This is a genomic window from Streptococcus hyovaginalis DSM 12219 (genome assembly GCF_000420785.1).
GTDB classification, from domain to species: Bacteria; Bacillota; Bacilli; order Lactobacillales; family Streptococcaceae; genus Streptococcus; species Streptococcus hyovaginalis.
In genome coordinates, this window is record NZ_ATVP01000006.1 from 86264 (window position 1) to 107147 (window position 20884).

A 20884-nucleotide genomic window follows, 5' to 3' on the forward strand; every position below is an offset into this window, starting at 1 on the left:
GTTCTCACAAATAAAATTGTAACCGCTTTCTAAATATTTGTCAATGACTTTTTACAAAAAAGTAATCCCGATTTTATCGAGACTACTCTTAGCTATTTTTTAAGATGTCTTTTTCAAGTAATTAATAGCATCTTGAACATTTTTGACTGGAATGATTTTCATCTTTGTCTTGATTTTCTTAGCAGCCTCTTTTGCTTCTTGGTAATTGGTTTTAGCATCGGGTTCTTGTTTTAAGAGCTCCTCAGGAATAGGGTTATTGGGCACGAAGAAAATATCAACACCATCTTTTGCAGCTGAAACAACCTTTTTATCCGCACCACCAATGTCACCTACAGAACCATCTTGTTCAATCGTCCCCGTACCAGCAATTTGTCTGCCTTTACGAAGGTCCTCATCATTGATTTGGTCTAAAATATCTAGTGTAAACATCAAGCCTGCACTTGGACCGCCGACATTTCCAGTTGAAAAGGTTACTGGGATTTTTGTCTCTACCTCAGTATGGTCCACTAAACCAATACCAATACCGTTCTTACCATTATCTAACTTGATGATTTTACCAGACGCTTCTTTTTCTTTGTCATCAGATAGATATTGGACTGTGACCTTGTCTCCAATCTTTTGCTTAGCCACATAATCAATCAGATCCTTTGAACTTTCAAAAGTTTGCCCATTAACCCCCGTCACAGTATCTGCAAGTCCCAAAATACCCTTAAAGGTCGAATCCTTAGCCACATCTAAGACATAAACGCCAAAGTACTTCAAATCAACTGGTTTATCAGCTAATTTAAAGGCTTGATAGATAGCTTCATTTTGTGACGTTTCCATGTAAAATTGGTTCAAGCGAAGATACTCAGCTTCAGTGTAATCCCCTAGACTTTCTTGAGCCGTCGAGATATCTGTGAACGGCGTTAACCAAGCATAGACCAAGCCAGCAAATGTCGCATGCATCTGTGAGATAGCAACAAAATGATAAGAACCTTTTTCTTTGTCCTCCTTATTGTCAACTTTAAGGACCTGACGGATATCATAAGCCCCTCCTGGCATTTCAATATAATAAGGTAAAGGAACAAAAAAAGCCACGCCAAGTAAGATAGCTGATATAATGCCCAAAAGCCACCATTTTAGCGATGAGGACTTCTTCGGACTTTCCTCAATTAACTCAAATTCTTGTTTCTGGTTCACGAGTTGCCTCCACTTCTTTTACAACCGATTCGGGAACAAAGGCTGAAATATCAGACTTAAAATACAGTAATTCCCGAATACGGCTTGAACTCACTTCCTGCCACTGATTCGCTGCCATCAAATAAACCGTATCAATCTGAGGGTCCAAATGTTTATTGAAAAATTCCAAATTGGCTTCATAGGTTAAATCATTGCCATTACGAAGACCTCGCACCAAGTGAGTGACTTGAAGTTTCTCAGCAATATCGACCGCAAGGCTATTGTAAGCCGTAATAACCGTCACATTTTGCACATCTTTGACAGCCTCTTCTAACATGCGTTTTCTCGAGTCAATGCTAAACTGACCCTTTTTGTCTTTATTAAAAAAAACACCAACATACAAATGGTCAAACAACTGAGCAGCACGCGCAATTAAATCCACATGTCCTAAGGTTACCGGATCAAAAGATCCTGTAAATAAGCCATTTTTTTTACCTGACATAAACCGTCACCTTACTAATTCCATAGACTTTTTGTTTCCAAATCCCAAAACTCGACATTTCCTCGGGCAATTCTACCATTTTATCTGTCTCACAAACGATCATAACAGCATCAGTGAGTAGCTTTTTGTCTTCCAATTCCGTTACAACAGCAACAATCTGTTCTTTAGCATAAGGGGGATCCAAAAGCACCAAATCGAACTGGCCATCTAGCAACTGCAAAGCCTTCTGGTCATCCATTTTTAAAAGCTGAAAACAGTCTTCTGACTTAGTCATCGCAATATTTTGCTGGATAATGCCTTGAGCTGACCGATTTTTCTCAACCAAAACAGCATCATCCATACCGCGTGAAACGGCTTCGATAGCCAGACTGCCACTTCCAGCATACAGATCTAAAACACGACCACAATCAAAATAGGGGCCGATCATGTTAAACATGGCCCCCTTAACTTTATCCGTTGTGGGGCGCGTTGTTTTTCCAGGCAGCGTCTTCAACGGACGACCACCAAATTCACCAGCTACTACTCTCATAATGCTTTCTATTATAGCAAAATTTTGAAAGATTATTCTGTCGAAAAGTGTTATAATAAGGGTTAATTTTTGAGAAACAAGGAAAACAATGACAACAGTTGCACTTATTATCAATCAAAAATCTGGCAAAGAGGACAAGGACAATCTCCTAAAAACCATTTTATACTCTCTCAGGCAACACAATATCACTGAAGAAGATATCCAGATCCTATACCCAACATCTGCCGAGGAAACTCTAGCTCTCTCCAGAGAAGCCTGCCAAAATCAAACAGACATCCTTATTCCCCTAGGTGGCGATGGTACTGTTAAGCTAGTTTGTGCAGGTATCTACGAGGGAGGTGGACACTCTAAGCTTGGGCTAATCCCGACAGGGACAGTCAACAATTTAGCCAAATCCTTAGGTATCCCTTTAAATACCAAGAAAGCGATTGACGTTATCTTCACTGGTAAAGCGTTAGCTATCGACATGGCCAAGGTCAACGACCACTACATGATTAGTAGCCTAACCCTTGGTCTCATGGCAGACATGGCACTTTCTGTTACTCCAGAAAGCAAACGCCGTTACGGTGTTCTCGCCTTCATCAAAGCTGGATGGAAAATTTTTCTGCGGCGACGCTCCTATCGGGTTCAGGCCATTTCAGACCGCAAAAGTCAATTTATTAAAACAAAATTATTACTCGTCACAATGAGCAATACCATTGCTGGACTTCCTGGTTTCAACCAAGAAGATACTGTCAACGATGGCAAATTTACAGTATATAGTTTACGCCGTACGCATTTTATTCGCTTCTTTTTCTATTTTTTCTTTCGTTTTAAAAAATTCAATCAATTCAGGCATTGGGACGCTTTCCAAGCAACGGAACTGCGCTTAATCAATATCCGAAAAGAAGATAAGAACAACCCTAACGTCCGCATTGATGGCGATGATGCTGGTAAATTACCAGTACTTATCCAAATGCTCCCTCAATCTGTTACCGTTATCGTCCCTAAAACCTAGTCTCAAGAAGCATCTTGAGGCTTTTTTACTACCACAGTTCTCACCTCACCCCAAAAAGAGTGAGCAGTCTGATATTCTTTATCTAGTAGTCGTTCATGTTCTTCTAAAAATGGCTAAGAAGCCAAAAACAAAGACCCTACATTTGTAGAGCCTTTGTTAAGAGATTATGAAAAAGAAAAGTTTTGGTGCCAAGCACCTTATTTAGGAGTAACTATAGTATAAACTCACAACCTTAAAAAAACCTAAAAGCACTCCAATGAGCAGCCTTTCTTTAGTGACTGTCTCGCCAATCCTTGTTTATTTTGGGTTTACCATCTGTATCATACAAGACTGTCATGGTAATCCCTTCCTTATAATATTCGACACCAGTTTCTTGATCAACTAGTATTTTAGCGTTTGAATTGATAGAAATATGTTCAAAACGATTATCGCTTTTATTTGATTTGTTAAACATAAATCACTATCTCCTCTACACTTCTATCCTAACATAATGGCAAGGTACTGTCAAAAGTTTAGGATTTTACCAAAGGAATCAAACGCACTCGGACAATCTTATCGCTCGACTGAAATAACGCGACCAATTGATCAACCTTTTGACGATCTTCCTCATCCAAATCTAAGAGTGTATAAGCATAATCCCCTTTGGAACGATTAAGGATATTTGCAATATTGATATCCAAATCGGAAACTGCTGTTGAAATACCCGCCACAATATTAGGGACGTTTTTATTGATCAATGTAATACGATAGGGGGCTGTTTGCACTTGGTGCATATTAGGGAAATTAACCGAATTTGTGATCTCTCCCGTTTCAAGAAAGCGTCTTACCGTTTGACTAGCCATGATGGCACAATTTAACTCTGCCTCTTCAGTAGAGCCTCCAACATGCGGAAAGACGGTAATACCTTCTTTATTCAAAAGCTCCTCTGTTCCGAAATCAGTCATGTAATGTTTGACAACTCCGGTATCTAAGGCATCAAACAGTGCCTCATGATCCACTAGTTCCGCACGCGCAAAATTAATAATAACAGTTCCTTTTTTCATTTGTGCAAAGGCTTCGCGATCAAAAGTATGCTTGGTGTCTGGCGTCAATGGCACATGGATCGTAATAAAGTCAGATTGACTAAAAATGGCTTTGAGATCATCCACACGCTGGACATGGCTAGAAATATTCCAAGCAGTCTCAATAGAGACATAAGGATCATAACCTAGAACTTCCATCCCCAACCGACGAGCATCGTTAGCGATTCTCGCTCCAATAGCCCCTAAACCAATGACACCTAAGGTTTTTCCCGAAATTTCAGACCCAGCGAACTGTGCCTTACCAGCTTCGATTTGTTTAGGAACATCATCACCACGCAAAGTATTGGCCCAACGATTAGCAGACAAGTAATCTCGTGCGGAAAGCAATAAAGACGTGATAACAGCTTCTTTCACAGCATTGGCATTAGCTCCTGGGGTATTAAACACCACAATCCCTGCCTCAGTTGCCTCATCAATAGGGATATTGTTGGTACCTGCACCAGCTCGAGCAATAGCTTTAACATTTTCTGGGAAAGCCACACCATGTAGATTTTGACTACGTAAGATATAGGCATCTGGATTATCTGATAGATCCCCGTCAATCTGAAAAGCATTTCCTAATTCTTTCAGACCAAGTTGATTAATATTATTAAACGTTTTTACACTAAATACCACTGAATTCTCCCTCTTTATCTTTTCTAACCACTAGAAATCGTAACGTAATCCTTCGTCAACTTCTTGATAACTTGCTGCTTCAGCTTTAGTTTTTATTTTTTGGTAAGCCCAACGCTCGCCTTCGATTTGAACTTTACCACAGTAAACGTAGCCTAGTTTATCAAGGATATGCTGCATAATCAGATTCTTTGGATGCGTATCACAACGAAAATCTGGCCCCGGCAAACCTTCAATCAGACCTTGTAAAAAGGTTTGGGCAATTTTTTGACCGCTCATTTTTTGACTGACCGCAATGCGATGAAAAACAGTATACTTAGGGTTAGCATGCTTCCAGTGACCATCTGTAATAGCTTCGTAAGCTTCTTCTTGACCAGTAATAACAGCCGTATAGGCCACTATTTGATTGTTAACTAGGCCGACCCATGCCCGACCCAGTAAAATATCATCAAAGATATCCTTTTCACTGGGGTACTCTCCCTGCCATTGATCACTTCCAGAAGCTTTCAAAAAGGCCCTAGCTTCCTCGATAATCTCCATAATGACAGTTACTTCATTGGGATGCGCCAATCGAATCTCCATTTACTGATGTTCCTCCTCAAAATCTTTCATAAAGGCCAGCAAAGCCTCTACACCTTCTATTGGGAAAGCATTATAGAGACTGGCACGCATACCACCAACACTACGGTGTCCCTTAATGTTTTTAAAACCAGCTTCATCTGCAGCTTGGTTAAAGGCTTTATCCAAGTCAATATTTGGTGTCACAAATGGAATATTAGCCACCGAACGGTCCGTAGCCTGCTTGACAGGACTGCTATAGAAATCCGATTGATCAATAAAATCATATAAAAGTCCCGATTTTTGACGGTTCACTTTCTCCATTTGCGCAACACCGCCAAGCTCTTTCACATGCTCAAATACCAACTTAGCCATATAAATACCGAAGGTCGGCGGGGTATTATATAATGAATGATTATCTGCTTGGATGCGATAATCTAGCATACTAGACAAGGCTGGTTCATTATTTAAAAGGTCCTCTCGAATAATCACAATGGTCACACCTGCAGGACCAATATTTTTTTGCGCACCAGCATAAATCATACCAAAGTCAGAAACATTATAATTAACCGCCAAGATATTAGACGACATATCGGCAACAATTGGAACACCTTTCGTGTCTGGTAAATCATAAAGGCTGGTACCCTCGATAGTATTGTTCGTTGTCACATGAACATATGCCGCCTCTGGATCAATTCCATCTTCTGGGATAGCGGGGATATGGTCGAAATTACTGTCTTCAGATGAGGCTAATAATACCGGCTCAAAATCAATGGTTTGAGATAGTTTAACAGCTTCTGTGTAGGCTTTTTTCCCCCAAGAACCTGCAACAACATAATAAGCTTTTTTCCCTTTTGCTAAATTTAAAGGCAACATGGAAAACTGCGTTGAAGCTCCTCCTTGCAAAAAGAGCACTTTGTAATTATCTGGAATCTGCATCAATTCACGCAACAGAGCTTCAGCATCCTGAATGATGTCGTCAAATTCTTTGGAACGATGGGACAACTCCATAACACTCATCCCTGAATGATTGTAATCCAAAAATTCAGCTTGAGCTTTTTCAAGCACCTTCTTGGGTAACACTGCAGGACCTGCAGAAAAATTATAGATTGTCATAAAGACCCACCTCCAATGAAAATTACTTCATTATACCATAAATAAATAGGAATTGTCAGAATGTTTGAACAAATATTACTGTCTGTTTAAGGAAGACCTCTTCCTTCATAACGAAAAATCTTTAATAACAAAGCGAACACAAGATGTTATAATAGCATTATCAATCACATTGGAAGGATAGTTAACCTATGATTATTAAAGAACTATTTTATACAATCCTTGTTGTTCCAAAATGAAAAAAGTCCTTATTTTATCGCATTTTTTGTAAGGTTTGACACCTCCTATAACCTCAAAATATAAACTTTTGGGGCAGATTTGGGGCATAAGCTACTACTAACAAAGTTCATGAAATCAATAAGAAGAAATTTCTTTTACAACATCATCCAATGCCTCGATACTTACTACTTCATGAGGTTGTACTTTTTCACCCTCCAATACAAAGTCAAATATCTTACCATTCTTTCTAACTACCTTAACCGTATCACTAAACCAACCTTTAGCTTTACCCTCTAAAAAAATATATAACGTGTCATTCATTTTACTTGCCTCCTTACTTATCTATTCGAAAAAAGTACAAAAAACCTAGATTTTTCTAGGTTTTTATTTTTTATACCGGTTTCTTAGAAATTGTATAGGTTACTCCATTGATGGAAATTTCAACTCCTTCAATGTTGACCTCAATTTTGTCAGACTGACCGACATCCGTGACGGTCAGCTTGTCAAATTTATCAAGTGAGCCATTTTCTGCCTCGATTGATTTAAGACGACTAGACATACCAACTAAGTAATTATCATAGCCACTTGCTGCATAATCATAGACTGCACCACCAACCTTAAACATGCCCTTGATGGCATCAACAAAAGTTTTTGCCCCACTAACTTTATAAGAGCCATTAGCACGTAGCAAGTAAAACCAATCTGTAAGGAAATCATCAACACTTAAATAGTGCATATAATGACCACCCTCATTAGATGGGCGGGCTGTACCTTGGGTAACAGTAACACCACTTGGGCGCTCTCCTTTACCTGTCCAAGTCATACCACCCCAGTTATTGTCGGCTTTACCAACTGCTGATGTGCCCCAAAGCCCTTCAAAGTGTAATACAGTAATTGCATAGCTTGGTAAAATATTATGCTCCTTACATTTTGCTAGGATAACATCAAGTACAGATTTTTTCAAAATCGCCCCATTAAAAGATAAGTCTCCATCTTCTTTTGTCATTTTGGTGTCTGTCGCTTTATCAGTTGCCCCAGTTTCTTCTTTTTTAGGGGTCGTGATGGAATTTACCACATCACTTTTTGGCTTGTCTGTGGGCGTTTTAGGGGCGTTAGATGATGTTCCACCTTTTAGCATTTCAGTAACACGTTTTTGTACTGCATCATAATTAGAGCCTAATGACTTTTTACGCTCATCACCGTTACCATGTTTGCCTGCAATTACCTCTTTAGCCAGCTGGTCAATCGTCTTTTTAGGTGTCGTAACCTTGCCATTGATGACTGCCATAACAGCCTCGTATTGATTGCCAAGAGCTGCTTTACGGTTATCTCCGTTTCCATATTTACCTGCCAGTGTTTCCTTGACCAAGGTATCAAGGTTTTTGCCTGATGGGCTTGTTGTTGGCTGATTGGCTAAACGGTAAACATAACAATACATCCAACCACTAGCCGCAGCTGTCTGATTGTAATTGTTTACAGTGATACCGTTTCGGGCATAGTTGCAATGAATAATGTTATCAGGGTCTACAAAGATACCAGTGTGACCACCAGCGCCGCTAGACTGTCCACGGCGACCCCAAATGAATACATCACCACGTTTAGCGTTCCAATCTTGATTTTCTGCAATAAGCTTATAACCATTCTTTATGAGCCAATCATGCTGATATTCGGTGTCTACAGCCCATCCTGCTGTAATCGCTCCTGCGGACATCAAGGCATAATATACAGAGCTGGAGCAATCATACGACCCTGGACCGTTGCGATAGTCCATTGAGTAGGTTACTTTGCCAGCTCTCGATGACATCCATGCGATGGCTGTTTCAATATTTATTGCCATTATCTTCCTCCTCAAAAAATAATTTAAAAAAGGGGTCAAGCATGATGGCAATAAAAGCAAGTGGATATAACATCAAAGCTAACATTAGCAATAATACCACTTTTCCCATTGTTTTCATGCCTGCCTCCCTACTATTCGTTTTCTGCTTGATAATTCTTGCTAGAAATACCAAGTACAGTACCTGCAAATGTTGAAAATAGAGCAATCGTTCCTGTAATAGCTGTTGTATCAAATTCATACAACGCCCCTAAACCTGTAATAAGTGCGATAGCTGCTGGTACAACAACCGTAACTACTTTTTTTGCTACGTCATACTGTCCGTTTGTTAGGTTCATGTATTTTTCTCCTCTCTCAAAGGTAAATCTATAAATTCCTCTTTGTACATCATTTCAATCTCACCATTTCCATCTAGCATTTTATAAGAGTCAAAAAGTTTGGTTATCTCTCTCTTTTTCTCTAGAGTAGTTGAGCCAGCCATAATCTCTTTTGTCATGTCGTGGAAAAGACGGTATCGTGTAATATCTTTTGAGTTGGCTTTTACCTTAGCAACTTCAACGGCATTGTTTGATAAATCTGCCCTAATTTTGACGTTGTCATTTTTTAATATATCCAATGACTTAATAATTTCGCTGTGACCTCGCTTAACCTCAGTATCTCTACGGTTAATAAAAAAATTAGCTACAGTACTAATTAAAGTACCAAAAGTTCCACCAGATACTGTAATAAGAGCAACAAGTACAGCACTATCTTTTAACCAAGGTGGCACGTATCATTCCCCCTCAGCTAACTTGTTCTGTTTCCTCTGCTTCAAGCTCAGCTAAAATCTCATCTTCAATTTTATAACGCAACTCTCGCAGCTCTTGCTCATGCTTGCGCATGTCTCGTCGGTGTTTAGCATAAAGCTCTGGTTCGTGTAATGTTTCATAGACTGTCGATACTGCATCATTATCTGTGTTGATTACCGTAGTTTTTACAAGCCTTTCCTGTTTGTCTTCGATGACGAAAAATTCTGCCGTTGTTTGGCGTGTCTTGTTGATTTTTAACATAATCTTTACCTCCTTTATGTTATATCTCTATTATCTAGCAAATTAAATGGGGTTTTTTACGTTTATACCATCAATAAAAGTTGCCCCCTATAACTAGTGCCATTTTGTGTTGATAGTACGTTAAGTCCCCCGCTACCTTGATAGCATTTTTAAATTGCCCATGAAATCTGACCTTCATATCTAAATCGCCACTGCGACTGATTTATCCACTCGACTCTTCCGTCAGCGTTGACTTGGATATGGATTAACCTATCAGGACTAAACGTCCAGCTTGTGATAGGAAACATCATATTTCCTGGTATTAATTCAGCTGATATAGTTCCCGGCGAAAATCTCTGAACCCCGTTAGTATCAAAGCTATATCTCAAATAAACTGTTTCCCCAAGCCTTTTATAACTAAAGCCATTGCCGATACCTACCCAACCTGTGTTAACAAGGTTTGGGTGGTCAGATCTAACTTGTTCTACCCAAGGGTTCCATACACCATTAGTCATCACTCGTATGTATTGATTGCCGTTATATACGTTTTTAAATGTCTGTACAATGTATTTGTTATCGGCATTGTAACGCTCTACAATTAAGTAACCATTGGAATTAAAGGGTCTGTTTGGTCCGCTTAGTAGGTAGTAAAAGCCATTTTCAACAATAGTATCTGGATCAACAAAAATATTTCGACTAGTACCATTATTATTTGTCAACCGATGGTGTTGTATCAGTTTACCTCCTGCAAAAATATCCCCAGCAACATCTAAAGAACCTGCCTTACCTTGCTCAACTACTTTACCAACCCCAACACGACCATCTTTGTCATAGCTCATTACCACACTTTCTGTTGCAACAGTCGCTGAAAACTCAATACTGGTAAATTTATCTGCCAACGTACCAATAACCGTAAACGATTTGTTAGCTGGATAATTACCTGCCATATTAGCAGCTGAATTAGTTAGCGTATGTTGGGTTGTAAAAGTACCTGTGGCACTACCGTTATCAGCGGTATAACTTGTGCTACCTAGAGAAGCAACCTTAAATGTCAAAGTCATCACATTTTTTTGACTACCAGATAGTGTGATAGGGGCTATTTTAGCGTTTCTGACAATCTGAACGATGTTTGGGGTCTCCCTTGTCCTAACCGCTGAAAAGCTCAAGATGGGGGAAAAATACTCAATCACATTGATAGTAATATCTCTAGTATCTGATTTCCTACCTCGACTATCAATGACACTGGCACGTATAGTAGCAGAACCATTAAAATTCATAATCCCCAGTGTGCCACCATTTGAGGTAGTAACCTGGTTTCTATTTACAATCTCAGCTTTATATCCCACTATAGAGGAACTATAAGAACCACTAGCACCATTAAAAGTAACTTGGACATTAGAAATAATTTGTAAGAAATTATTACCTGTTAATAAATTTCCCGCAGCCCCATTGGTGTCTGTCAGAGTAACATTAGAAAATGTAGGTTTCATGCTTGACGGAACATCTGCTCTAAAACTAACCGATTGTGTACCAGTCTTGGTGCTACCACTGTAAGTATCAACATAGATTGTGCCAGTACCACTTGTACTATTAGGAATATCATTTGCAAAATCGTTTGGAATTGTCCAAGTTGTAGCGGTGTCCACATTACTTGCTATTGTTCCAGATTTGCTCCCCCAAGTATAGCGTACAGTATGCTTAAAACTAGAGCTTTGACGATTAATATTTATGGTAACAGAACTACCAATAATTCCAGAGGCAACAGTAACAGAACTAGAGCGAGGAATTGTAGTAAGAGTAAACGCATGACTTCCAATGGTAAGAGTTCCTGGAGACCAACCACCACTACCGCTAAATCTAGCAGACAGAGCAAAACTTTTTTTACCATCAGCATTGTGAGTAATTGTGACAGTTTTGTCAATGAGCATGAGTGTGCTGTTGTTGCTTAAAACAGAAGGGCGACCTGTCCAATTTAAACGCTGCCCATTCAAATCAACATAAGCGGAACAGTTATAATCAGCGAAAGTATAACCACCATTCAGCAATGCTAGCCTTACTCTAACTTGACTACTATTTCCTCCAATATTTTGAGAGGTTTGGTCAATCCATAACCTAATACGGTAACCTCTATCATTGTTTGACCAAAATTCAGCCATTATTTCCCTCCTTATCCAACATACCTAATCACATTCATGTCAGCGTTTAAGTGATACTGTTCTGTCCTGAATTTTCCAATCTGTACCGACACTGTAAATATACCGTTGTCAATATTGATAACACCTTGGCTAATATACATGACTTCTTTACCAGCAGAAAACATAGAAATTCTATCACTAGATACCTTGATAGTTGAGCTTGCATCATTTCTACCAATAATTAAGCCCTCATTAGTACTTTTCATATAGGTATCAATAAATGTTTTTAACTCTGCTAGTCCTCCAAATTGAGTTGTTAGTAGCTCAATTCTTCTGCCAGCTTCAATTAAATCTTTTTCAGATTGTGCTACATCTTTTTCATTTTTTGCAACAAATGAATTATAGGCTTTCTCTAGCTCGCTAAACGCCTCCATAGAAGCTTTAGCTTGCATTTCAGCCTCTAATATTTGATTACGCTCATTAAGAGCGTTGAGTTGTTCTTGAGTTAGAGACTGGTCAGCTTTTGAGTCGATATCAGATTGGATGTCCTCTGGGGCAGGTGTCCAGTCGGTGGCAACTGTACCTAACTCAACTTTGATATTTCTGACTTTAACTCCAGTTTTAGACGGAGCATAGATTTCAATCCGGTTTGAGTTAGTCGATGCCGTGTATGTAGTTTGAGTGATGGGATTTATGGTAGTTTTGAATTTCTTCCACGTAGTTGTAACTGTTCCAACATTATTAGACTGAAAGTAAAAATATTGAGGACCTACATTAGAATTATAAACATGTATAATAGTATCGCCATTTGGAGAAATAGCTTCGAATGATATTGTGAAGTTTTTACCATCAGCTTCTGATAGAGGATAGGTCAACTTGTTGTAGATTTGAATAAAACTACCTGTATTTTGATAAGTTGGTACTTGTATTTCTTCGTTATATCTATATCCTTTGAGATAATTCCTGACACCAACCTCAACTGTACCAACCATATCAACCCACCTATATTTAGTTGGGTCTTGACTATCCGTGGCAGTATAGTCCGTGTAAGTACCTATGTACCTCTTATTGCTAGTCTGCGTTAGACTAAAGCCTGTTCTACCGTCTGCACTTTCTGCGTAGGCAAAGTGGACATAGGTCGTTCTTCCATCTGCTCCCTTCGCCCCCGGTACACCATTAGCTCCATCCGAACCTTTCCACTTTGTCCAACGATAAGCGGCTGGGTTATTGCTATCAACGACATTGAAATCTTGATACATACCAATATAGGCTTTATTCTGGTCTGTTTGACTGAAACCTCCACCTGTAGCATTGTCAGCATAGGCAATATGGGTGTATTGGGTTCTACCGTCTGCACCTTTCGCCCCCGGTATTCCTTGGTCTCCCTTAACACCTTGAATACCTTGGATGCCCTCCGCTCCAGTAGCTCCCTTTTCGCCATGTACACCAATAACGGCTGGTGTCGTTTCCTTACTTGTACCATTGGTGTATAGCTCAACTCGATAATTCCACAAATAGCGTTTATCTACTGAAATCTGCTGCGGTGTTGTTGTCCATCCAGTAGTTGCCTTAGTAACTCCAGATGATGCTGTGGTAGCTAGATAGTAGTTAGTAACATTGGCAATGCCGTTACCATCTGCTCCCTTGATAAGTGTCCATTTATAGTCTGTATAGCTGGTACTATCTGCCTGTGTGTAATCGGTGTATGTACCGATATAGGTTTTATTAACACTATCCGTTGTACTAAACCCTTGTGAGCCGTCATTTGATGTGGCATAGGCAATATGCAAGTATGGTGTGCGACCATCAACACCAGCTTTACCAGCTACACCATTTGCCCCATTTGAGCCTTTAACAAGTGTCCAAGCATAATCTGTTGGGTTGGTGCTGTCTGCACTATTAAAGTCTACGTACATACCAATATAGGCTCTGTCAGATGCACTTACAGAGAAGTCTTTAGAGCCGTCTGCGCTGTTACTATATGCAATGTGAGTGTACTGCGTACGACCATCAACACCATTTTTACCGGGTAAACCTTGCTCTCCTCTTTCTCCTTGCAAGCCATCAAGTCCACGTTGTCCCGGGTCTCCCTTATCGCCTTTTTCTCCCTTAATTTTCGTCCACTTGTACCGTGTTGGGTCTGTACTATCATTTTGCTCAAAGTCAGTATAGATACCGATATAAAGCTTATTGATTGAGCTATCAAGACTAAATCCATCAGTTCCTGTTGCATTATTAGCCCACGCTGTATGAACATAAGGTGTGCGACCATCTCGCCCCGGTGTTCCCGGTGTGCCAAGTTTACCATCAACGACATTGACGAGTGAAATCTCATCAACAGCAACCTCATCATTGCCGATATAAGCCGCAACTGTCAAAGTAACTGTATCAACTACGCTTGAGCCTTTGACAAGATAAGTCATACCTGTTGTCACTTCTCCATCAAGTGACCAACGCCATGTAACACCAGCTACTACTGGCTTACCTCCTTTGTATAAGGTCGGTGTCACTAAACTTTGCCCAATTTGATTTTTAAAAATAACTCCATTATCAGTTGATAACTTAATAGTGTAAGGTTTTGCAGCCTCAAAAAGTCGCTCAAAAGCTGCTTGAATACCATCAGATAAAATATTTTCAAGTGCTTTGAAATTTGAAAACGTGGTCTTGTTACTTTTGGGATTTGTAAAACTGATTTTCTGGTCTGATACCCTAGCTTTAATCAATAAAATAGGGTTAAAACCATCATCATTTATTCTTATAGTATCGCCAATCTCAACATCAATGAAACCATCTACCTCATAGGTTAAAGCGGGATAAGCATTTTTCTTGAGGTCACGAATACCAGCCGCTCGAATAACAGTAGGGTTATCACTATCAACCTCAATATCCTTTCTTATCCACTGGTCATTTGTTGTTTTACTCGTAAAGGCTGATGGGTACATTTGCATTGACAACGGTGCGTAAAGCATTTCTCCACGTTGGTAAAATTCACGTACTCCGTCTACATTATTTTCTGACCATGCACCTAAACTACCAATAGTTACAACAGTTTCTACCTCTTCACCTTTGGCGTTTTTTGTTTTCCCTTTACCTGTTGGGCGGATAGCGTTATAGATACCTGTTTTATCAATCTTACGCTTAATTGATTTCAGATTTTTACCGTAGGTTAGTTGGATATCATTTCTAACACGCCCCACTCCTTGATGGTTATCATCGTACTCATGGTAAACGTTGACTTTGAAAGCCTTGATTGAGCTATCTGCGTTTAATTCAGTATCAAAATCAATTTCTGCATCAAACTTAGTTGCAAGGCTTAATAAGCGAGCAAGTTTTGTGTCTTGCCCTTCCCATTCAAGCGTGCGTTTTTGGTCTGAAATTTCATTGATACCAACAGAAAGATAAGTGAAATTCAACAAATCCATCGCATTGCAATACTCAACAAAAGACATAGCTTTAGTGGCTTTATATGGGTTAGCATACTCATTGTTAAGCTCAAGATTGAGATTTTCACAATAACATTTGATGGTTTGCTCATTTTCTTCAACTGTCATCACGCTAAAGACATAACTCTTTCCATGATACTTAAAAGAAACAAAAGCTTTCTCATTTAGATAGTTATAGGTTTTTTGCGAGGCTGTATCTGATTTAATTGCCTTTTTATATACTGTAAATTCAAAGGTTGATGACCCCGTCGGTAAGTCTCTAGTCCAAGTGTCGCCATAGTAATTTAAAGTGCTCTGCTTATCATTATCAATAAATGCTACCTTTTGCAAGTTTGCATCATGAATTGTTAAAAGCATTTTATAACCACCTCTCTTCAAATTCTATGTTTACTGTTGGTTTATTTTTCACAAAGCTAGATACATATAACTCTAACTGACTTGTGCCGGGTGGGATGGATATCCATTTGGAACCATCCACAACCTCGCTGGCTTTTGTGATACCATCAATATATAGTGTCATCTTCACTATTAATAACGACGTTAGAACCAATAGCAAACCGATTAGGGATATTTTTTGTTACTGACACAAAATCCTTACGGTAAAAAATACTATCAAGGTACATGTGAGACACAACTGGTTTATTCCCTATGCTGCCAATCGTAACATGGATTTTGGCGGACTTTTTCCCTTTTATTTCTGGAATAGTAAATACTGGATATGACCCCCACCAATACACTTGCACCTTATCATCATTGCGTTTTAGGTCAGACCAGCCACGAGTACTATTAAACGGATTATGGTTATTTAAATGAGTACCTGTAAATGTCCAGCGCTTGATAAAGTTATAGCCACCTTTACCATTACTTGCCATAAAGTTATATTCACATTCTAGCCCTCGATAACGTTTAAATGTCTCAACTCCGTACAAAAAGTTACCATCGGCATCCGAAACAGCAATTTTAATAAATCCATATTGGTTAGACGCACCTAACCAAAAGATTTGTCTCCACCAAACATAATCATTTAATGAACCAACACCACCAGAACTATCAACCGGTATCTCCCAAGTAAGGCTACCTGCATTATTCCCAACAGTTCCCCCTCTTGAATGCAGTTGAATATGTTGTCTCCCCCAAGTATTAACAGTATTAAGTGTACTGTTTAATTTTTGCATGTTGTCGTTGTTTATAGCAGCGTTTTTTTGTGCTTTACTGAAACCTGTGATGATATTACTATCTCTATAATCTAGTAATAGCTCTGATTGTTTAACCGTCTCTGTATCTGCTTCCTCACGGTTGCCAAGCTCAAAAGCAGAATTTTGATTTACTAAACCAATATAGCCATTTTCAGCATTATGCTTCACGGTAATAATTGGATACGCTGGGGCTGTTCCATTATTTGTTAAAGTAAATAGCATCTTATCGGACATTTGTGTTGCATCAGTACCGCTATCTAGTTTTCTATACGTCGAGCTATGAGCAACGCCGTCTGGTATAAGGATTTTTAGTTCTGAGCGTTGGAACCATCTTGTCAAGTTTTCTGGGGTAATGTCATCTATCGGTAGCCCCATATAATACTTATCCGGCTCATCACTATAAGTAATTTTTACAGGCTCTAAGACATCTAAAACACCAGCTAACTCATGCTTTAACTGCTCCATCTCCATTGCATTTGATGTTTTTATGTCAAATTTGATGGTATGCTCTTTTTCGCCACGTTTCACTTGCTGGATATTCACCCCCAATAAAGGAGCGTTATCAGTTGATACGCTCCTTGTATTACCAATGGGGCGGATAATATCTGTAATCCTAAAGAAACGTGACATGTCAACGCCGTTGAATGTCATTTCTTTTGTCATAGTCTTATCCCTCTCATTCTATTTTTTCGTCTAGTTTGCTCTGTTTGGTACTGGTCATACTTATCACCTGTTTTGGCAACTAAAGTGCCATCATCAAGTATGAGTTCGGATGGTCGCTCTACTGCTTTTTCGGCAATATCAAGAGCTTTTTTCATAAGGTCGTTACCTTTCTCTTTAGCAACTTCTACTTTAGTTTTAATAGCGTTCTCAAAGTCTGATTTAACTTGCACTACTTTAGATAACTTAGTTTTACCAACACCAATGACATCCTCTGCTTTATAGCTAAATGCCTGTATGTTGTCATACATGCCACCCATAGCCTTATCAACATATTTGGTGTTTTTCTCAATACCAACAGCAACCCCCATTGGTAAGAAACGCCCTACGCTATCTCTAAACAACCTTGATGGTGAGTGAATTTGTGCTTTAGCTCGTGCTGCTCTTTCTGCTTGAGCTACTAAGGCATTAGCTGCAGCTGTTACAGCTCCTAAAGCTGACATCATACCAGCGGCTAACCCTTGCCCTATCATCGCACCAATCCCGCGCATAGCACCGACACCAGACATCCCGGCAGACCTTATAGCAGACATTATAGAGGTCATAGCACTGACTGCTTGCCCTCTTCCGCTACTCAAGCCTTGTGCTAAATTACGTGCTGTCTGCTGCCCTATTTGGCGACCTTGAGACTTCATTTGACTACCAACTGACCTAATAACAGCCAGAATAGCTTGCATTGATGATTGCACTTGTCCACGCATAGCATTAAAGGCTGAAATAACAGCTTGTGTGCTGGTTGCCATATTTCTTACTTGAGATGATGCGTTAGTTGCACTAGATGATACTTGCATAAAACTAGTAGATACAGTCATGAGAGCTGTGCCAACAGCCAAAATCCTTGAACCTAACATAGCAAATGAGGTGCTTGCCATTGTCATAGTAGTTGAAATTGTCATTACACGTGCATTAAATGCAGTTATAAGACCGCCAACAGTAGCAAAAGCTACACTAATAACCATTGCTTTTGAACCAAATGAGGCAAAGCTGACACCTGCCATCATTAATGCTGGGGTAATTGTCATAATTTGACTCTTAAATGTTGCAATCGGTGCATTGATAGCAGATAACCCTGCAACACCAGAAACTGCTTGGCTAGTAAATCTTGAAAATCCAGAAGCTGCACTTGTCAACATTTGTGGCAAACTCATTACAACTGTCTTTAAACTGTTAATTTTGCTATCAAACATTGTCAAACCAGATACAGCTGTACTAGCAGCTGTTGAAACAGTCCGCATCCCTGCACCTAAATTCTTCATTCCTGAACCAGCTTGCGATAGTCCTTCTGAATGAGCTGCAATTTTCCCAACACCTTTTGCAACTGCCGCTAAAGATGCTGCCATATCACCTAACTTTGTATTAGTTATTTTGACAACACCATCAGCTAACTTATCAAATCCTTTACCTGCATTTAAGGCAGCTTTTCCAATAGATTCAATTACACCAGATATACCGTCTAAGACAGACTTGATGGAACTACCCACACTTTTAATGACATTACCTATGCCTTCGAAAGCTGATTTAACAGAGTCTCCAACACTTCTAAAAACATTAGCGACACCATCCAGCGCTGATTGAATGGCTGTGCCAAAACTCTGTACTACTTGAGCAGCGCCAGAAAGAGCAGATTGAATACCTTGTCCTATACCTTGAGCTGCAGCACTTATCGCTTGACCTGTAGCAGTAATAGCTCCTTGGGCGTTAGCAAAAGCATTAACCAATACCGATAAGCCAACCGCTGCAATTGCTATACCTGCACCAATTAAGGCAACAGATGCACCAAAGGCTAAGATACCGACAGCACTCGCCGTCAAAGCTGGACCTAATAATGCAAATATACCTGCTAAAGCTGCTATACCAACACCAAGTGCCAACATTGCAATTTGTGCACCTGTTCCTGCACTTGCTAGCTGTATTGCTGCTTGCACTAATATATAGATACCACTAGCAGCTAAAGCTACACCTGCACCAACCATGAGCATTGCAGCCCCCATCGATAACCATTGCGTAGGACTTGCCATAGCTGCTGCTTGACCAAATCCCTGTGCAACTGTTGATATCGCTGTTGCAAGACCCTGTAAAACAGTAGATATGCCCTGCGCTATTGAGGTTATTAACGTACCTAGACCAGAGAAGACTTGCTCAATGATACCTTTAGACTGCGTTGCTGACCCACTTGCACCAGTAAAGGCATCTTTGGCATTCTTTTTGAATAGCTTAAATGGATTCAAGCTACCCAATGAGCTAAAACTCTTGAATTTAGCAATCAGCATAGCTAATGCTGGCATAATCAAAGTAAACATAGATGGGTCTAAGCCAGATACAAATTCTGCAATCTTAGAAGCCACCTCACCAATCACTTTTGCAACTTCATTAACCTTATTTCTAAAAGTCTCACTAGTTGTGTATGCTTGAATAAACCAACCAATTAACATACCAATACCAGCGATAGCTAGCCCCCATGGGTTAGATAAAGCTGTTTTTAGTAAACCAAACGAATTTTTTAAACCCTTGATGGCTTTAGTTGCTGTTGATACTGTTTTAAAAGCCCCAACCATACCAAGTACAGCACCAGCTATTGATTGAATTGTGCCGGGTGGCAAGTTTGAAATAAAATTAGATGCCTTGGTCGCTGCTTCAGCTAACCATTTAGCAATCTCTCCGATTTTACTTCCTAATTCGCCAAAATCAATCTCTTTTCCTTTGGTTAAACTATCCCAAACATGTTCAGCAGCATCCTTAATGTGGGCAAAAGCATTAGAAATTGCCGATATAGCCCCAGTATCTTTAAAGCTATCCCACATCTTTTTAGCAGCTTTGATAGCATTGGCGACAAAGTCTGTAATTATTGGCGTAATTGTTTCGAAAGTACTATTAATAGCACCCTTTAAACCGTCAATTGTCTTTGCAATACTACCTAAACCTGCTTTTGCAAACCCTTTATCAATAGCCTCAATCATATTGGCTAAGTTTTTGATAACAGCATTTTTAAGGTTCGCAAATGATGTACCAATACCTGCGCTATTTTTCTTGGCGAGTTCTGCAAATCCATTTTGACCCTCGTTAAGCTCAACGAATTTTTTATTTAAGTCATCAATGGTTATCTCCCCATTTTTTAGAGCATTAAATAAATCTGTTTTAGCAGACTTACCTGTAAATCCAAAAGACTTAGCTACTTTATCTAAAGCTACTGGCATAGTTTCCATCAATGTTCGCCAGCTCATCATATCAACCTTACCTGTTGATAGCATCTGCGTATACTGTTGCATACCTCGACTGGTGTCTGACAAGCTTGCACCACTAGCCAAAAAAGCATTATTAAGGGCTACAGCTGACTTTGCTGCACTAGTTGCACTACCTGTTAGAGGAGCAAACACTTGAGCTGATTTGGTAATATCACTAAGCGTTGTTGGCAACCCATCAATACCGTCACTGAGTAATTTTGTTGATTTAGCTACATCTTTAGCTGAGTAACCTAGCGCATTCATGACTACTGGATATTTCTTGAGAGTATCAAAGCGGTCTATTGCTCCACCAACAGAGTTATTAACCATCTGCATACCCTTTTGTACTAAAGCACTAGCAACACCCGTAATAGCGCCAAAACCAAGGGCAGATTTAGAACCTTTACCAAATCCTGATGATGAGGTATCACCCAACCCCTGCAATAAACTTTTTAACGATTTAACTCCCTGTTGGGCACTTGTACCATCAAGGTCAACTGTGATAGTAACTTTTCCGTCTGCCATGTTCTACCT

The 20884-nt window shown here is 39.6% G+C and carries 17 protein-coding genes and 1 pseudogene; 1 reads left to right on the top strand and 17 read right to left on the bottom strand.

Annotated elements, in window-relative coordinates; all coding sequences use genetic code 11:
* Window positions 1–99: 99 nt before the first annotated feature.
* The 3 genes from G574_RS0105480 to rsmD are packed head-to-tail and all read right to left on the bottom strand — an operon-like array spanning window position 100 to window position 2192.
* On the bottom strand, window positions 100–1182 hold the full coding sequence (locus tag G574_RS0105480) for a SepM family pheromone-processing serine protease (protein WP_211209679.1): 1083 nt from the start codon (window positions 1180–1182) through the stop codon (window positions 100–102).
* The gene (gene coaD, locus G574_RS0105485) at window positions 1160–1663 is read right to left on the bottom strand and encodes a pantetheine-phosphate adenylyltransferase (RefSeq protein ID WP_029691318.1); all 504 of its coding nucleotides are present in this window, start codon (window positions 1661–1663) and stop codon (window positions 1160–1162) included. The genes G574_RS0105480 and coaD overlap by 23 nt, the downstream gene beginning before the upstream one ends.
* Window positions 1653–2192: a 16S rRNA (guanine(966)-N(2))-methyltransferase RsmD gene (rsmD, locus tag G574_RS0105490; protein ID WP_029691319.1), complete on the bottom strand. Its 540-nt coding sequence runs from the start codon at window positions 2190–2192 to the stop codon at window positions 1653–1655. The genes coaD and rsmD overlap by 11 nt, the downstream gene beginning before the upstream one ends.
* Before the next feature lie 88 nt (window positions 2193–2280).
* Between rsmD and G574_RS0105495 the strand changes: the two genes are divergently transcribed.
* A complete protein-coding gene (locus G574_RS0105495; protein WP_029691320.1) occupies window positions 2281–3189 on the top strand; it encodes a diacylglycerol/lipid kinase family protein in 909 nt (302 codons plus the stop codon).
* Window positions 3190–3460: 271 nt separating this feature from the next.
* Here the strand turns inward: G574_RS0105495 and G574_RS0105500 are convergent, their stop codons facing one another.
* The 14 genes and pseudogenes from G574_RS0105500 to G574_RS0105565 all read right to left on the bottom strand — a co-directional run bounded on the left by G574_RS0105500 (window position 3461) and on the right by G574_RS0105565 (window position 20875).
* Complete coding sequence (locus tag G574_RS0105500; RefSeq protein ID WP_029691321.1) at window positions 3461–3643, bottom strand: DUF6440 family protein; 183 nt, start codon at window positions 3641–3643, stop codon at window positions 3461–3463.
* Between the two features lie 58 nt (window positions 3644–3701).
* Entirely contained in the window at window positions 3702–4886 is a 1185-nt protein-coding gene (locus G574_RS0105505; protein WP_029691322.1) for a 3-phosphoglycerate dehydrogenase family protein, read from the bottom strand.
* Between the two features lie 30 nt (window positions 4887–4916).
* Window positions 4917–5465, bottom strand: a complete 549-nt coding sequence (locus G574_RS0105510; RefSeq protein WP_029691323.1) for a GNAT family acetyltransferase — start codon at window positions 5463–5465, stop codon at window positions 4917–4919.
* Complete coding sequence (gene serC / locus G574_RS0105515; RefSeq protein ID WP_029691324.1) at window positions 5466–6557, bottom strand: 3-phosphoserine/phosphohydroxythreonine transaminase; 1092 nt, start codon at window positions 6555–6557, stop codon at window positions 5466–5468.
* Between the two features lie 351 nt (window positions 6558–6908).
* Window positions 6909–7094, bottom strand: a complete 186-nt coding sequence (locus G574_RS0105520) for a competence regulator inhibitor paratox (protein ID WP_029691325.1) — start codon at window positions 7092–7094, stop codon at window positions 6909–6911.
* Window positions 7095–7164: 70 nt separating this feature from the next.
* Entirely contained in the window at window positions 7165–8610 is a 1446-nt protein-coding gene (locus G574_RS0105525; RefSeq protein ID WP_029691326.1) for a peptidoglycan amidohydrolase family protein, read from the bottom strand.
* Complete coding sequence (locus tag G574_RS11890) at window positions 8594–8728, bottom strand: hypothetical protein (protein ID WP_256090675.1); 135 nt, start codon at window positions 8726–8728, stop codon at window positions 8594–8596. Before G574_RS11890 ends, G574_RS0105525 begins: the two co-directional genes overlap by 17 nt.
* Window positions 8729–8741: 13 nt before the next feature.
* Complete coding sequence (locus G574_RS0105535; protein ID WP_029691327.1) at window positions 8742–8945, bottom strand: phage holin; 204 nt, start codon at window positions 8943–8945, stop codon at window positions 8742–8744.
* Entirely contained in the window at window positions 8942–9376 is a 435-nt protein-coding gene (locus tag G574_RS0105540; RefSeq protein WP_029691328.1) for a hypothetical protein, read from the bottom strand. The genes G574_RS0105535 and G574_RS0105540 overlap by 4 nt, the downstream gene beginning before the upstream one ends.
* Window positions 9377–9389: 13 nt before the next feature.
* A complete protein-coding gene (locus G574_RS0105545) occupies window positions 9390–9656 on the bottom strand; it encodes a hypothetical protein (protein WP_029691329.1) in 267 nt (88 codons plus the stop codon).
* Window positions 9657–9805: 149 nt separating this feature from the next.
* Window positions 9806–11791: a DUF859 domain-containing protein gene (locus G574_RS0105550; RefSeq protein WP_029691330.1), complete on the bottom strand. Its 1986-nt coding sequence runs from the start codon at window positions 11789–11791 to the stop codon at window positions 9806–9808.
* 11 nt (window positions 11792–11802) lie between these two features.
* Window positions 11803–15570 (bottom strand): phage tail spike protein, encoded by a 3768-nt coding sequence (locus tag G574_RS0105555; RefSeq protein WP_029691331.1) that lies wholly within the window; start codon window positions 15568–15570, stop codon window positions 11803–11805.
* 1 nt (window position 15571) lies between these two features.
* A pseudogene (locus G574_RS10815) lies at window positions 15572–17072 on the bottom strand (distal tail protein Dit).
* Window positions 17069–20875, bottom strand: a complete 3807-nt coding sequence (locus G574_RS0105565) for a tape measure protein (protein WP_029691332.1) — start codon at window positions 20873–20875, stop codon at window positions 17069–17071. The pseudogene G574_RS10815 and the gene G574_RS0105565 overlap by 4 nt, the downstream one beginning before the upstream one ends.
* Window positions 20876–20884: the final 9 nt, after the last annotated feature.

What these genes read in the sequence shown, in the direction of transcription:
- coaD (WP_029691318.1), bottom strand. Translation starts at nt 1,663, where the DNA reads ATGTCAGGTAAAAAAAATGGCTTATTTACAGGATCTTTTGATCCGGTA.
- rsmD (WP_029691319.1), bottom strand. Translation starts at nt 2,192, where the DNA reads ATGAGAGTAGTAGCTGGTGAATTTGGTGGTCGTCCGTTGAAGACGCTG.
- G574_RS0105495 (WP_029691320.1), top strand. Translation starts at nt 2,281, where the DNA reads ATGACAACAGTTGCACTTATTATCAATCAAAAATCTGGCAAAGAGGAC.
- G574_RS0105500 (WP_029691321.1), bottom strand. Translation starts at nt 3,643, where the DNA reads ATGTTTAACAAATCAAATAAAAGCGATAATCGTTTTGAACATATTTCT.
- G574_RS0105510 (WP_029691323.1), bottom strand. Translation starts at nt 5,465, where the DNA reads ATGGAGATTCGATTGGCGCATCCCAATGAAGTAACTGTCATTATGGAG.
- serC (WP_029691324.1), bottom strand. Translation starts at nt 6,557, where the DNA reads ATGACAATCTATAATTTTTCTGCAGGTCCTGCAGTGTTACCCAAGAAG.
- G574_RS0105520 (WP_029691325.1), bottom strand. Translation starts at nt 7,094, where the DNA reads ATGAATGACACGTTATATATTTTTTTAGAGGGTAAAGCTAAAGGTTGG.
- G574_RS0105525 (WP_029691326.1), bottom strand. Translation starts at nt 8,610, where the DNA reads ATGGCAATAAATATTGAAACAGCCATCGCATGGATGTCATCGAGAGCT.
- G574_RS11890 (WP_256090675.1), bottom strand. Translation starts at nt 8,728, where the DNA reads ATGAAAACAATGGGAAAAGTGGTATTATTGCTAATGTTAGCTTTGATG.
- G574_RS0105535 (WP_029691327.1), bottom strand. Translation starts at nt 8,945, where the DNA reads ATGAACCTAACAAACGGACAGTATGACGTAGCAAAAAAAGTAGTTACG.
- G574_RS0105545 (WP_029691329.1), bottom strand. Translation starts at nt 9,656, where the DNA reads ATGTTAAAAATCAACAAGACACGCCAAACAACGGCAGAATTTTTCGTC.
- G574_RS0105550 (WP_029691330.1), bottom strand. Translation starts at nt 11,791, where the DNA reads ATGGCTGAATTTTGGTCAAACAATGATAGAGGTTACCGTATTAGGTTA.
- G574_RS0105555 (WP_029691331.1), bottom strand. Translation starts at nt 15,570, where the DNA reads ATGCTTTTAACAATTCATGATGCAAACTTGCAAAAGGTAGCATTTATT.
- G574_RS0105565 (WP_029691332.1), bottom strand. Translation starts at nt 20,875, where the DNA reads ATGGCAGACGGAAAAGTTACTATCACAGTTGACCTTGATGGTACAAGT.